This window comes from Psychroflexus salinarum (assembly GCF_042677225.1).
In the GTDB taxonomy this organism is placed as follows: domain Bacteria; phylum Bacteroidota; class Bacteroidia; order Flavobacteriales; family Flavobacteriaceae; genus Psychroflexus; species Psychroflexus salinarum.
Genome location: NZ_JBHTIV010000005.1, coordinates 31,770 through 44,784, shown reverse-complemented (window position 1 = coordinate 44,784; position 13,015 = coordinate 31,770). Strand labels below are relative to the sequence as shown.

Below are 13,015 nucleotides of genomic sequence, written 5' to 3'. Positions count from 1 at the left end.
CTTTAAATATATGAATAATCTTAATTATGGAATTATTGGAAATTGTAGAACAGCTGCTTTAGTGTCAGAGACAGGTTCATTGGATTGGTGCTGTTTACCAGAGTTTGATTCGGCTTCAATATTTGCTAAATTACTTGATAATGAAAAAGGAGGTCAATTCGCTTTTAAAGTAAACGATTCATATGCAATTACTCAGACTTATGTCGAAAACACCTGTATTTTAAAAACTGAATTTACTTCTGAAGAAGCAGGTTTTGAGGTTTACGATTTTTTACCTAGGTATGCTAAAACAGAAAAAGTTTATCATGCTCCGCCAGAAGTCATCAGGTATCTAAAAGTGACTAAAGGTGTTCCGAAACTCAAAGTGGATTATTTCCCAAAATTAGAATATGCCTTAGGTCATACTGAAATTTATATAAAAGAAAACTTTATCGTAGCTCTTACAGAGGAAGATGAATTTGATTCGTTATTTCTATATACCTCTCTTCCAAAACAAGCCGTGACAAATTCCGAAGAAATAGAATTGACAGAGGATGTTTTTTTTCTTCTATCCTACAATGAAAAAATAGACTTGCCGAGTATGGATTTTATAGAACGGGATTTTGAAAAGACCCTAGCTTATTGGATCAACTGGACAGATAATACACCACGTTTTGATAGGTATAATGATATGATTTTAAGAAGTGCAATGACACTAAAATTATTGAGTTATGAAAAAACTGGGGCTATTCTTGCTGCAGCAACCACTTCTTTGCCCGAAACTATTGGGGAAGTGAGGAATTGGGATTACCGATTTTGTTGGATACGAGATGCCTCTATGGTGGTGAGAGTTGTCTCACAACTTGGTCATACGAGATTGACTAAACGCTACCTTCAATTTATTATTGATTTGATCCCCGATAAAAATGAGAAACTTCAAATCATGTACGGTATTAATAAGGAGAAAGAGCTTACAGAGAAAATACTTACGCATCTTTCAGGATATATGGATTCTAAGCCAGTTAGAATTGGGAATGCAGCTTATGCACAGAAACAAAATGATATTTATGGAATTTTGGTGGATGTTATTCATCAGGAGTTGTTGAAATTCAAGTCAGATGCGGATAATAAAGAGGAGTTATGGACAATTACCAAAGGTATTGCTTGGGTGGTTGGTAAACATTGGCATGAAGCAGACAAAGGAATTTGGGAATTTAGGACAGAAGAGCGACACTTTACTTTTTCTAAAGTTTTGTGCTGGGTAGCGATTGATAGAGCAATAAAAATTTCAAAATTATTCAATAAAACCTCTAAACTTGAGAGATGGAAAACTCTGGAACAAGCCATCAAAAATGATATTTTTGAAAATGCTTGGAATGAAGAAGTGCAGGCTTTTACACAGTCTTATGAGTCAAAAGATTTAGACGCTTCTGTACTGTTAATGGAATCCTATGGATTTATTGATGCCAAAGATCCAAAGTATGTGAGTACAGTAAAAGCCATTGGCAGGGATCTTACCAACGACGGACTTTTATACAGGTATAAAAATAGAGATGATTTTGGCTTGCCAAGTTCTTCATTCACCATTTGTACGTTTTGGTACATTAATAGTTTGTATAAAATAGGTGAAGCTGAAGAAGCTAAACGTCAGTTTGAAAGACTTGTTAGTTACTCCAATCATTTAGGCCTAATGAGTGAAGATATAGATTTTAAAACCAAACGTTTATTGGGAAATTTCCCACAGGCTTATTCGCATCTGGCTTTAATTGAAACGGCTATTAATTTGTCTAAAGCAAACTAGGTTAAAATTCAGAAAAACGCTGGTCCAGTAAAAAATTATCGTCGGTAAGGGTTTTAAGAAAAGCAATAAGATCTTGTTTTTCTGTTTCGGTTAGGGGTATACCCAATCGTCCTTCCTCTTCTAGGCTAGGGTCGAGATTATCTGTCGCTTCTACTCCAGAGTCATAGAAGTCCAACACCTCTTTTAGGGTTTTGAATCTTCCATCATGCATGTAGGGTAAGCTTACAGCTATATTTCTTAAGGAAGAAACTTTGAATTTGTATTTGTCTGTTTCAAGACCAGTCACTCGTTTTCTGCCTATATCATTATATATGGGATCAATAGGTAAACCATTATTTCGGTAAGATTGATCAGTGAAAAGAATACCTTCATGACAACCAGAACATTTGGAATCAAACAAGGCTTTACCTGCAGCTTCAGCTTCAGTGAATACGGCGTTGCCCTCTAGGACTTTATCGTATTTGGTATCTGCAGATACCATCATTACCATAAACTGAGACAAAGCTCTGAACATATTTCTAGTATTGACTTCTCCGTTTTCAAAAGCCTCAGAGAAAAGGTCAATATACTCTTCGTTATTTTCAAGTTTGTTCAATACATTGGTAACCGTTTCATTCATTTCTATATCTGTAGTGATAGGGATAATAGAAAATGCATCTAGGTGAGGTGCTGCACCATCCCAGGAAAACTCATTAAAATAAGCCAAATTGACCAAAGGTTGTGCATTCCTTGTACCCAGAGCTCCATTTACACCATGGCTAACCTCGTGGGTGTGGTGTGTAAATGAAAATTCTTGGATGTGACAAAAGCCACAGGAGATGACTCCGGTGGAGGAAAGCCTCCCGTCGTAAAATAATTTTTTACCCAACTCAAAACCTTTTTCGGTAGGAGGATTTTCATCTAAATCATAAACGGGTTGAGGAAAAAAATCAGGTTGAGGAAAATCTAATCTTTTATTCTCAGAAATTTCTACGTAATCATTGTCTTCGTTAGTGCAAGCGAAACAAAATATAAGAGAAATAATTAAAATAGAAAATTTCACAATAGGTATTAATTTGATGTATTTATAGATATTAAAGAAAACATTTGACTTACGTTTTCAGCAATTTGGGGAGCATTTTCAAGATCTACTTGAATGTCGGGCTTATCATTAATGCTTATTTCATGTGTAGAGTTAAATAGTTTTTCCAGGTCAGCTTTCACAGCTATCAAATCTTTATCTCTCAAATCCAAATCAAATTCTGATGATAACACAACAGTTTTATAATTATCTAAATTTGTCCCGTGACTTCCAATGTGGAATAAAAAATTTTCTTCTTGGTTATTCTCAGAAACTTGATAGCTTCCTTCTATTTTGAAGAAAATATAACCTGCAGACCAGCTCCACAACATTTGATTTTCTTCTGCTGTAGGTACAAAGTTATCTACACCATTAAGTGGATAATTAGATTGATCTACACCAATTCCAAACCTCAGTGATCTGTAATTTTCTATAGGAATATTTTTTAGATTTAATATTTGACCCTTTTGATTTTCTTCGTTTATTAAAAAATAACTTTCATCAATTGGGTAGGTGAAAATTTCACCATTTTCCTTTACAAGTTCAATATTGCTGATGATGTATTTCAATTTATTTATTGAAAAAGATTCACCAGATGAATTTTGATAAAATTCAGAGTTTAAAACAATCGGGTGACCATTAATTTCATTTGCAAATGTTATAGCAATATTTTTGGTTTCACTAGAACTATTATCATCACTACTACAAGAAGACATCAAAAAAAAGATAGCGAGTATATTTATTATCTTTATCATTTCATTTGAGTTTTAAAATAAATGCATCCTTGTCACCTTTATTGATGGGGAAGTCGTTGTCCTCACTTTCAGTGCTGCCCACTACAAATATGTCACCTTTTGTATTTGCTGCAGCATCGTTTCCAAAATCAAGATTACTTCCACCAATATTTTGTTGCCATTTTAAGTCTCCATTGCCGTCAATAATAAATGTCCATAAATCATTAAGCCCATAATTCGAAGATAATTGATCGGTTTCACTTTGGGAGCTACTTGTTATAAAATATTCATCATTACCAATTGGTATAATAGATCTTCCAGAGTCAAAATTGGGTCCTCCATAAGTATTTTCCCATATTTTATTTCCATCCTTATCAAACTTGATAATCCATACATCAGCATTCCCTTTGAGGCTTTCAACATCTTTGTCACTGCTTCTTGTATCACCTATAAGCATGTAATGGTTGTCGTCGGTTTTGATAACACCGTATCCAATTTCAATATTACTTCCTCCAAAATTCTTTTGCCATTCCAAACCTCCATCCACATTTGTTTTCACTACCCATACATCATAACTGCCTTTAGGTTCTGTAATGTCAAAATCATCACTTTCAGAATGACCAACTTGAATAAAACCTCCGTCTATTGCTTGTAATGCATTATAACTTCTGTCGTTGTTTGTTCCTCCAAAATATCTTCTCCATTCTATTTTGCCTTCGCTAGAAAGTTTAATACCCCAATATTCACCCACGCCATGTTTTGGAAAGGATTGCTCAAATTTATTTTTGTTATTTCCATAATTATCGTTTCCTTCTCCACCAGAGGCTGTTACATCTAGGAACCCAGTAGCGAAATAACCTCCATCATTTGTGTTTGTAATGCCATAACCGCGGTCATTACCAGAAAAACCTATGCTTTTTTCCCATAAAATCCCTCCATTAGCATCAAGTTTAACCACCCAATAATCTTGGAATCCGGAATTTTGAGTGATGTCGCCGTCTATACTTCTGGTGAAACCATTAACTATAAAACCCCCATCTGAAGTTTGAATCATGTCCTGTCCGCGATCATCATTACTGCCTCCAAATACTTTTTGCCATTCTATATTAAGATTCTTATCAAATTTCACAAGCCAGTAATCACTATCTGTCGTAGATTTGGCGACAATATCTCCATCATTACTTTGGGTAAAACCAAAAGCAGCAGCGCCACCATCTTGAGTAGCTACTACAGAAAGAAAATCGTCCTGATGAGATCCGCCTATAGTTTTAACCAAATCAATTTCACCCAAAAATTCTTGGACTTCATTCGTTTGTTCATTATCATCATCACTCGAGCATGAGATTAAGAGACATATGAGAAAGAGGAAAACAACTTTTTTGAACATTACTTTATAACAAATTTTCTTGTTAATGAATTATTGATTTTGAGTAAATAAACGCCTGACTTAAAGGATTCAATATTTATTTTAATTTCACTTTCATTGTCAAATTCTTTTGTAAGAACTTTCTGCCCTAGTAGGTTGAATAGTTCTATAATTTTTATTGATTGAGATGAGTCTTTTATTTGAACAAAAGATTTAGCTGGATTTGGATAAACTGAAAAGCTATTTTTATCAAAACTAGATGAACTTAAAGTGCCGGATTTTCGTACAAGGAAAAAGCCTCTATTAATGTCACTTATTATAATATTCCCACTTTCAAAATAAGGATAATTATTCCAAGCTCCATCAAAACTTCCATTATCATTTTCAGGATAGGTGTCAAAATAACCGACTTCAGAAATACTTTGCGAAGTTACATTTGAAATGTCCACCATGCGTAAACCTGCTGAGTAGTTCGATAAATAAAAAATACCTTCGTGTATATATCCATTATGATCTATGGCAGAAGTTGGTCCAAAATATTCTTGATGTATAGATGGATTATCTAAATCTTCTAGATCAAAAACTACTGTCTTGGTATTAAACCCGAAATTAATCTCATCAAGCTCGTCCCCTAAAAAGAAAAAACGATGATCTTCAGTAAGCCATCCTTGATGAGTATAGCCAATATTACTATAGGAAATTGTGGAAATTAAAACCGGGTTAGTTGGAATGCTCACATCTACAAAAACAATCTCATCTTCATTACTTCCTAGAAAAATTTCCTTACCTACATATTCGCTGTCTGGTCCGTTGTAGGTGACTACCTGAGCATCATGTGTATAAAAGCTAGCTGAATAGCTTCCTGCAAAAGAAGGGGAAAGTGGATTCGAAATATCCACAATGTGAGCACCTCCGCCGAAAGTGGAAGTCCCTACTGCATACGCATATGGTTTATCATTGTTTATGACAATGTTGTGAGCGTTTCCGAAACCGTCGTAATGAGCATCACTTGAAAATGTTGTAGGCATATTAGTCACATTTCTTAACTTTGTGAGGTCAAACACTTGCATGCCGTGTTCTGAAGCTTCAGAAACAATAAATGCATAATTGTTATAAACTTTTATATCTCTCCATGAACTAGCTTGTGTATGAGTAGGTAGTTTACCTAAATAATTAGGATTGATCGGATCTGATATGTCTATAAAGGCAGTTCCGTTAGATAAGCCCATAAGAGCGTATTCTTTTCCATTTTGGGGGTCTGTCCAGCCCCAGGAATCATTCCCAGCATTTGCTGAAAGTTCATTGAGATCTATATGTGACATAAGATCATAATTATTACAAGGATATTGTCCAGCAAACCCATTCTCACATGGTGTTTGAGAATGAGCAAGAGCGCATGCAAAAAAGCTGATAAAAGGAATGAGTATTTGTTTCAAAATCTTAATTTTAAAACAAATGTAGTTAAAATAGTTTCATCTCATTAATATGTTTTTTAAAGGGTAATCACATTTGTTAAATTTCGTTTACAACTTTACAAATCCTTTTGAGTAACTTTGCTTTTCAAAATAAAATGACATGTTTCAAAATACGAAAGACAGCAAAACTAAATTATCTGAACTAGGGGAATTTGGCCTGATAGATCATCTTACCCAGTTTTTTAAAGTCAAGCAGATTTCAACTGTTAAAAGTATTGGAGACGATGCTGCTGTCTTAAATCATGATAAATTTACTGTTGTGACGACCGATCTCTTGGTAGAAGGTGTGCATTTTGATTTGGCTTATATGCCATTGAAGCATTTAGGATATAAAGCCGTCATGGTTAACTTGTCGGATATTTATGCTATGAATGCTCAAGCAGAACAAATCACGGTCTCTATAGCCTGTTCTAATAGATTTACAGTAGAGGCTCTTGAAGAATTGTATAGTGGTATTACTGCAGCAGCAGAACTTTATAATGTTGATGTAGTTGGTGGAGATACCACTTCTGCCGTAAAAGGTATTACAATAAGTATTACAGCCTTAGGTCAGGCTAAAAAAGAAGACATAACTTACAGAAGCGGAGCAAAACCAAATGATTTGCTGGTTGTGTCTGGTGATTTGGGTGGTGCGTTTTTAGGTTTAAAAGTATTGCAAAGAGAAAATGAAGTCTTTAAGGTAAATCCTAATGCACAGCCAGAACTTGAAAAATATACTTATATTGTTGAGCGTCAACTGAAACCTGAAGCAAGAAAAGATATTGTAGAATTATTGAAAGCCTTGGGAGTTAAACCTACTTCTATGATAGACATAAGTGATGGCTTATCTTCAGAATTAATGCACTTATGCAAGAATTCTAAAGTAGGTGCTAATTTATTTGAGGATAAATTGCCACTTGACCCAATGAGTATTTCAACTTGTGAAGAATTTGAACTCGATTCTACAACGGTTGTGCTCAATGGAGGTGAAGATTATGAGCTGTTGTTTACCATAGATCAGTCGGATTTTGACAAGATAAAAGCAAACCCCAACTTGACTGTGATAGGACATATGGCAGAACAAAGCGAGGGAATTCATCTTATTTCTAGGATGAATACAAAAATTCCAATAAAAGCTAGAGGGTGGAACGGAATGGAAGATGAAGATTAAAATAAAAAAAGATGGATAAAAGAATATTTTACACAAAGTCGAAAGTAGAGCTGATGGGAGTTAAGAACCTTTTGGAATCACAAGGAATTAAATGTTATGAAATCGATAAAGTCGACTCTTCTTACGGAGGGGTTTTTGGGAATTATGAACTTATGGTTGATGAAAGTGATGAAGAAAAGGCTAAAGAAATTATTGATCAATTTGAGTCCAAGTAAAGTTTCAAGCTCAGTATTTGGTTAATTTTATTTGAAAACCAATTGCATAAAAGGAATAATATCTAAATTTAGAAAAAAGTAATCATGAAGAGACACGCAACAGCAGTTTGGAAAGGAAGTATAAAAGATGGTAGTGGATCAATTTCCTCGCAAAGTGGAATATTGGATAAAACACCATATTCATTCAAATCTCGTTTTGAAGAAGGTAAAGGTACCAATCCGGAAGAATTGATTGCTGCCGCTCATGCAGGTTGTTTCGCTATGCAATTATCTGCTTTTTTAACCGAAGAAGACTTTGAGCCAGAGAGTTTAGATGCCAAGGGCGAAGTCACCCTAAAAGATGGAAACATTACTAGTTCTCATCTTATTCTTGAAGCTAAAATCGAAAAAATCGAAAAAGAGAAATTTGACGAACTAGTTGAAAAAGCTAAGAAGAATTGTCCGATTTCTAAACTTTTAGATACTGAAATTTCAGTTGAGGCTACTTTAAATTAAATTACAGTTTAGGATTTGTAAATATGCTGTTGAAAATTCAACAGCATATTTATTTATAAACTAACGCAAAGTATTTTTACTTTTAACCACCTAAGTGCTCAAAGAACCATTCTCTTTGTGAAATATCAATATATTTGTAAAAAATAAATTTAAGCATGCTTGGAGCAGTACTTTTAGGATTTTTATTTTCTTTATTTCTGGTGTTTGCTGGATCTTATTTTAGAGGCAAGCTTGCTGTTCTATCCTCACTTATACCCATAAGTCTGTTTGTTTATTTTCTAAGTTTTATCCCTGAGGTTTCAAACGGAGAAGTGATTTATGAAAATTACGAGTGGATACCGAGCTTTGGAGTCAATTTGAGTTTTACTCTAGATGGGCTAGCTTTGCTTTTCGCATTGATGATTACTGGAGTAGGTTCTCTGGTTTTTTTATATACCTCTGCATATCTAAAAGATCACAAATATCTAGATCGATTTTATGGCTACTTAAGTTTATTTATGGCAGCCATGCTAGGTTTGGTGCTCTCAGATAATTTAATGTCCTTATTTATTTTTTGGGAGTTGACCAGTATTTCTTCTTTTTATCTGATAGGTTTCAATAATGACAAAGCAGACTCAAGAAAGTCAGCGCTTGTAGCTTTAGGGATCACAGGAATTGGAGGATTGTTATTATTGGGTGGAGCTGTTTTACTAGGAGATTTTGCAGGAACTTATCGTATTTCTGAAATGTTATCGATGAGAGATGCAATTACAGACAGTTCCAATTATCTGCTTATTCTACTCTTGATATTTGGTGCTGCGTTTACCAAATCAGCGCAATTCCCATTTCATTTTTGGTTGCCAGGTGCGATGAAAGCTCCTACACCCGTTTCTACTTACTTGCATTCTGCAACCATGGTAAAAGCTGGCGTTTATTTGTTATTTAGGATGACACCTGTATTGAATGGAGGTGATATTTGGCATACAATTTTGATTATAGTAGGCGCTACAACTATGGTTTATTCTGCGGTTCATATCATCTTCAGAACAGACTTGAAAGGCATCTTAGCCTACTCCACAATATCCGCTTTAGGGATACTCGTGTTTTTAATAGGAATTGGCACTCAGGCTGCACTCACTGCAGCAGCAGTATTTATCGTCGTTCACGCACTTTATAAAGCTTCATTGTTTTTGATTACAGGAATTATAGACCACGAGACAGGAACTCGGGATGTAACTCAGTTAGCTGGTTTACGCAAAGTCTTGATGCCTGTCGCCATTGCTGGATTCATAGCAGCTTTAATCAGTGGTGGTGTTCCACCAACTTTGGGTTTTGTAGGCAAGGACTTGATTTATGAATCTACTTTACATTTTACCAATAATGCAGTATTACTTACGATAATTGCTATTTCTACTAACGTTTTATTGTTTTATGCTGGCTTCGTAGCAGGTGTGAAGCCATTTATGGGTAAACTCCCAAAGGAATATGAAAAATTGCATTTACCTAGTCCATTGATGTGGGTTCCACCACTCATTATGACAGTAGCAGGTCTCGTTTTTGGGTTATTTCCAAGTCTAATAGAAACTACATTTGCAAAACCGATTGCGATGACTCAGGCCATTGATTTTGAAGATTTTCATTTGAAACTTTGGCATGGTTTCAACACCATTTTAGGTTTAAGTGCTATAACATTAGCGCTGGGAGTGGTATTATATTTTACACTGAAACCTAAGCATACTTTGGAAAATAAGATTGCAAAGCTTGATTTTATAGCTCCTGAAGTTCTACTTCTGAAATTGTCTGAAGGTTTTGCCGTTTTTTCAAGATACTGGACTAATTTCTTCCAGACAGGGTATTTAAGACATTACATTTCTATAATTGTTGCCTTTTTAATTTTGCTTCTTGGCTATCTTATTTTTTCAGATTTCTCTCTTAATACTGATTTCTCAACCCTGGCAGATTTAACAATTTATGAAATATCTATTTTACTAATGCTCTTGATGGGTGTTCTTTATACAGTCTTTACCAAATCTCGTTTAGCTGCAGTAGCCGCCCTTGGAGTTGTAGGTCTGTCCTTTAGTTTATTGTTCCTGTTTTATAGTGCTCCGGATTTAGCGATGACACAATTTTCTGTCGATACACTTACGGTTATTTTATTTGTATTGGTACTTTATAAATTGCCCAAATACTTACAGCTTTCTGACAGAAGACTTAGAATAAAACACGGTGTATTATCCGTTAGTTTTGGAGTCTTGATTACTCTATTGATTTTAAGAGTTCTAAACGAACCTAAAAACACTGAGATTTCAGAGTATTATGCTGAGAATGCTTATAAGCTGGCCCATGGTAAAAACATTGTCAATGTCATTTTAGTTGACTTTAGAGGAATTGATACGATGATTGAGATTTCTGTATTGATTGTAGCTGCTTTGGGTGTTTTTGGATTACTAAAATTAAGATTGAAAACTCGAGATAAAAAATAAGATGAAAACTATAATTTTAAAATCTGCTTCAAGTTACCTTTTACCAGTATTATTATTGTTTTCAATATTTATATTACTAAGAGGACACTATCTGCCTGGAGGAGGTTTTGTAGGAGGCTTGGTGGCAGCTATTGCTTTTGTGCTGGATGCTTTTTCTAATGGACTAGATAAAACTAAAGGCATTTTAAAATTTCATCCTGGCTTTTTAATGCCTCTGGGGTTACTTGTTGCATTTTTCAGTGGAATTTCTCCTATTCTGTTTGCAGATTTACCGCTTATGACTGGACTTTGGGCCGAAGATCCTATTCCTGTCATTGGACAAATTGGTTCAGCCTTATTTTTTGATATAGGTGTTTACCTTGTGGTGATAGGAGCTTCCTTAACCATCATATTTACAATTTCAGAATCAGTTTAAATGGAAATAATATTAGCGATTATTACTGGAGTTCTTTATGCTTCTGGCATCTATATGATTTTACGAAGAAGTATGGTGAAGCTTATTTTAGGAATTATTTTATTGGGTAATGGTGTCAATTTATTGATTTTCTTATTGGGCAGAATCACAAAGGGAGAGCCTCCAATTATAGATTCTGCAGAAAAAGTCCTTGAGGGTGTCTATGCAGACCCAATTCCTCAGGCTTTAATTCTTACAGCTATCGTCATCAGTTTCGGTTTACAAGCCTTTGCTATTATTCTAGTCAAACGAACTTACAAAGTATTAAAGACAGACGATCTAGATCAACTTAACACAACAGACGAAGATTCATGACAAACGATATTATTATACTACCGCTGGTAGTTCACCTGTTTTTTAGCATTCTTTTAATGTTTTTTTGGAACAAAGTCAATTTCCAAAAAATTGTAAGCGTGGTGGGTAATGCCGTGGCTTTGGGTGTTGCGATTTGGGCATTTGCTTTTGTCTACAATAATGGAACTCATATTGTAGAATCTGGAAATTGGCCTGCTCCCTTTGGGATTGTATTTGTAGGCGATATGCTTGCTGTCACTTTAGTTTTGCTTACTGCTATTGCAGGGTTTGCAGTCTCTATTTTTTCAACAATTTCTGTTATCAATGCAAGATTGCGTTTTGGATATTTTAGTGTTTTTCATTTTCTACTATTGGGACTTAATGGAGCTTTCTTGACTGGCGATATCTTCAACCTCTATGTTTGGTTCGAGATCATTATCATCAGTTCTTTTGTGTTGATAAGTATTGGTGGAGAGAAAAATCAGCTGGAAGGTGCCGTAAAGTACTTTGCACTCAATTTTTTTGCATCCATGATTTTTCTTACAGCTTTGGGAGTCCTTTACGGTCTGGTAGGAACACTAAATATGGCTGACATTTCACTCAAGATAGCTGAGATAAAAGACACAACTCTTGTAGATATAAGTGCAGTTCTCTTTTTGGTTGGTTTTGGAATTAAGTCGGCTATATTTCCCTTATATTTTTGGCTGCCCGCTTCATATCATACTCCGCCATCAGCGGTGTCCGCTATATTCGCAGGTTTGCTCACCAAAGTAGGTGTTTATGCCCTTATTCGTGTGTTTACATTGATTTATGGTGGTGACTCTTTTCTTACAGTTTTATTATTAGCATTAGCTATTATGACAATATTTAGTGGTGGAATAGGAGCTATTATTCAGAATAACATCAAGAAGGTATTTATGTATTTTATCATTTGCCATATTGGTTTCATGATAGGTGGTTTAGCTCTATTTACAGAAGTAGCTATGGCTGGGGTGATCTTTTATTTGATTCACGATATCATCATCAAAACAAATTTATTTCTGATAAGCGGTTTGATTTATAGAATTAAAACCACCACCAATATGAAGAAACTAGGAGGTTTGTATGCCAATTATCCTAAGTTGAGTTTACTTATTGCTATTCCATTATTTTCTTTGGTGGGAATTCCTCCACTTTCGGGATATTGGCCTAAAATTTCACTTATACTAGCTAGTTTCAATGCTCAAGAATATTGGTTTTTTGGAGCTTTGATTTTTGGGAGCTTAATCACGCTTATTGTAATTGCAAAGCTTTGGGCTGAGGCATTTTGGAAGGATCAGCCAAAAATAGACTTTCCTAAAAAGTTTATTTATTTTGATCAACTGAGACTTTGGCAAAAGTTCAACTTCATATTTCCTGTAGCGTTTCTAACTTTTGTAACTTTATATATCGGGTTTGGCGCAGAACACATTCAGCAGTTATCTCAAAGAATTGCCTCAGAGCTTATGAATAACGAATTGTACATCAATGCAGTTTTAAAAAGATAAATCC

The 13,015-nt window shown here is 34.9% G+C and carries 12 protein-coding genes; 8 read left to right on the top strand and 4 right to left on the bottom strand.

The annotated features are described in order from the left end of the window. The first annotated feature begins 10 nt into the window (after positions 1-10). Positions 11-1,780 carry a glycoside hydrolase family 15 protein gene (locus tag ACFQ0R_RS02470; RefSeq protein ID WP_379656790.1) on the top strand — a complete coding sequence of 590 codons (1,770 nt, stop codon included), beginning with the start codon at positions 11-13 and terminating at the stop codon, positions 1,778-1,780. Position 1,781: 1 nt separating this feature from the next. Here the strand turns inward: ACFQ0R_RS02470 and ACFQ0R_RS02465 are convergent, their stop codons facing one another. From ACFQ0R_RS02465 to ACFQ0R_RS02450, 4 genes are read right to left on the bottom strand one after another with little or no spacing between them, the layout of a single operon-like run. Further along, on the bottom strand, positions 1,782-2,825 hold the full coding sequence (locus ACFQ0R_RS02465) for a cytochrome-c peroxidase (protein WP_379657436.1): 1,044 nt from the start codon (positions 2,823-2,825) through the stop codon (positions 1,782-1,784). 5 nt (positions 2,826-2,830) lie between these two features. Then, a complete protein-coding gene (locus tag ACFQ0R_RS02460) occupies positions 2,831-3,595 on the bottom strand; it encodes an MbnP family protein (RefSeq protein WP_379656789.1) in 765 nt (254 codons plus the stop codon). 1 nt (position 3,596) lies between these two features. Beyond that, a complete protein-coding gene (locus ACFQ0R_RS02455; RefSeq protein WP_379656788.1) occupies positions 3,597-4,961 on the bottom strand; it encodes a hypothetical protein in 1,365 nt (454 codons plus the stop codon). Next, positions 4,961-6,376: a choice-of-anchor B family protein gene (locus ACFQ0R_RS02450; RefSeq protein WP_379656787.1), complete on the bottom strand. Its 1,416-nt coding sequence runs from the start codon at positions 6,374-6,376 to the stop codon at positions 4,961-4,963. The genes ACFQ0R_RS02455 and ACFQ0R_RS02450 overlap by 1 nt, the downstream gene beginning before the upstream one ends. A 139-nt stretch (positions 6,377-6,515) precedes the next feature. On the opposite strand from ACFQ0R_RS02450, the gene thiL reads away from it, so the two are divergent. The 7 genes from thiL to ACFQ0R_RS02415 all read left to right on the top strand — a co-directional run bounded on the left by thiL (position 6,516) and on the right by ACFQ0R_RS02415 (position 13,011). Then, a complete protein-coding gene (thiL, locus tag ACFQ0R_RS02445) occupies positions 6,516-7,565 on the top strand; it encodes a thiamine-phosphate kinase (protein ID WP_379656786.1) in 1,050 nt (349 codons plus the stop codon). A gap of 11 nt (positions 7,566-7,576) precedes the next feature. Next, entirely contained in the window at positions 7,577-7,780 is a 204-nt protein-coding gene (locus tag ACFQ0R_RS02440; RefSeq protein WP_379656785.1) for a putative signal transducing protein, read from the top strand. 84 nt (positions 7,781-7,864) lie between these two features. Beyond that, on the top strand, positions 7,865-8,275 hold the full coding sequence (locus tag ACFQ0R_RS02435; protein ID WP_379656784.1) for an OsmC family peroxiredoxin: 411 nt from the start codon (positions 7,865-7,867) through the stop codon (positions 8,273-8,275). A 155-nt stretch (positions 8,276-8,430) separates the two neighbouring features. Then, on the top strand, positions 8,431-10,737 hold the full coding sequence (locus ACFQ0R_RS02430; RefSeq protein ID WP_379656783.1) for a putative monovalent cation/H+ antiporter subunit A: 2,307 nt from the start codon (positions 8,431-8,433) through the stop codon (positions 10,735-10,737). Between the two features lies 1 nt (position 10,738). Next, positions 10,739-11,152: a Na+/H+ antiporter subunit B gene (locus ACFQ0R_RS02425; RefSeq protein WP_379656782.1), complete on the top strand. Its 414-nt coding sequence runs from the start codon at positions 10,739-10,741 to the stop codon at positions 11,150-11,152. Next, positions 11,153-11,506 carry a Na+/H+ antiporter subunit C gene (locus tag ACFQ0R_RS02420; protein WP_379656781.1) on the top strand — a complete coding sequence of 118 codons (354 nt, stop codon included), beginning with the start codon at positions 11,153-11,155 and terminating at the stop codon, positions 11,504-11,506. Beyond that, the gene (locus ACFQ0R_RS02415; RefSeq protein WP_379656780.1) at positions 11,503-13,011 is read left to right on the top strand and encodes a proton-conducting transporter transmembrane domain-containing protein; all 1,509 of its coding nucleotides are present in this window, start codon (positions 11,503-11,505) and stop codon (positions 13,009-13,011) included. The genes ACFQ0R_RS02420 and ACFQ0R_RS02415 overlap by 4 nt, the downstream gene beginning before the upstream one ends. Positions 13,012-13,015: the final 4 nt, after the last annotated feature.

What these genes read in the sequence shown, in the direction of transcription:
- ACFQ0R_RS02470 (WP_379656790.1), top strand. Translation starts at nt 11, where the DNA reads ATGAATAATCTTAATTATGGAATTATTGGAAATTGTAGAACAGCTGCT.
- ACFQ0R_RS02460 (WP_379656789.1), bottom strand. Translation starts at nt 3,595, where the DNA reads ATGATAAAGATAATAAATATACTCGCTATCTTTTTTTTGATGTCTTCT.
- ACFQ0R_RS02430 (WP_379656783.1), top strand. Translation starts at nt 8,431, where the DNA reads ATGCTTGGAGCAGTACTTTTAGGATTTTTATTTTCTTTATTTCTGGTG.
- ACFQ0R_RS02440 (WP_379656785.1), top strand. Translation starts at nt 7,577, where the DNA reads ATGGATAAAAGAATATTTTACACAAAGTCGAAAGTAGAGCTGATGGGA.
- ACFQ0R_RS02435 (WP_379656784.1), top strand. Translation starts at nt 7,865, where the DNA reads ATGAAGAGACACGCAACAGCAGTTTGGAAAGGAAGTATAAAAGATGGT.
- ACFQ0R_RS02415 (WP_379656780.1), top strand. Translation starts at nt 11,503, where the DNA reads ATGACAAACGATATTATTATACTACCGCTGGTAGTTCACCTGTTTTTT.
- ACFQ0R_RS02455 (WP_379656788.1), bottom strand. Translation starts at nt 4,961, where the DNA reads ATGTTCAAAAAAGTTGTTTTCCTCTTTCTCATATGTCTCTTAATCTCA.
- ACFQ0R_RS02425 (WP_379656782.1), top strand. Translation starts at nt 10,739, where the DNA reads ATGAAAACTATAATTTTAAAATCTGCTTCAAGTTACCTTTTACCAGTA.
- thiL (WP_379656786.1), top strand. Translation starts at nt 6,516, where the DNA reads ATGTTTCAAAATACGAAAGACAGCAAAACTAAATTATCTGAACTAGGG.
- ACFQ0R_RS02420 (WP_379656781.1), top strand. Translation starts at nt 11,153, where the DNA reads ATGGAAATAATATTAGCGATTATTACTGGAGTTCTTTATGCTTCTGGC.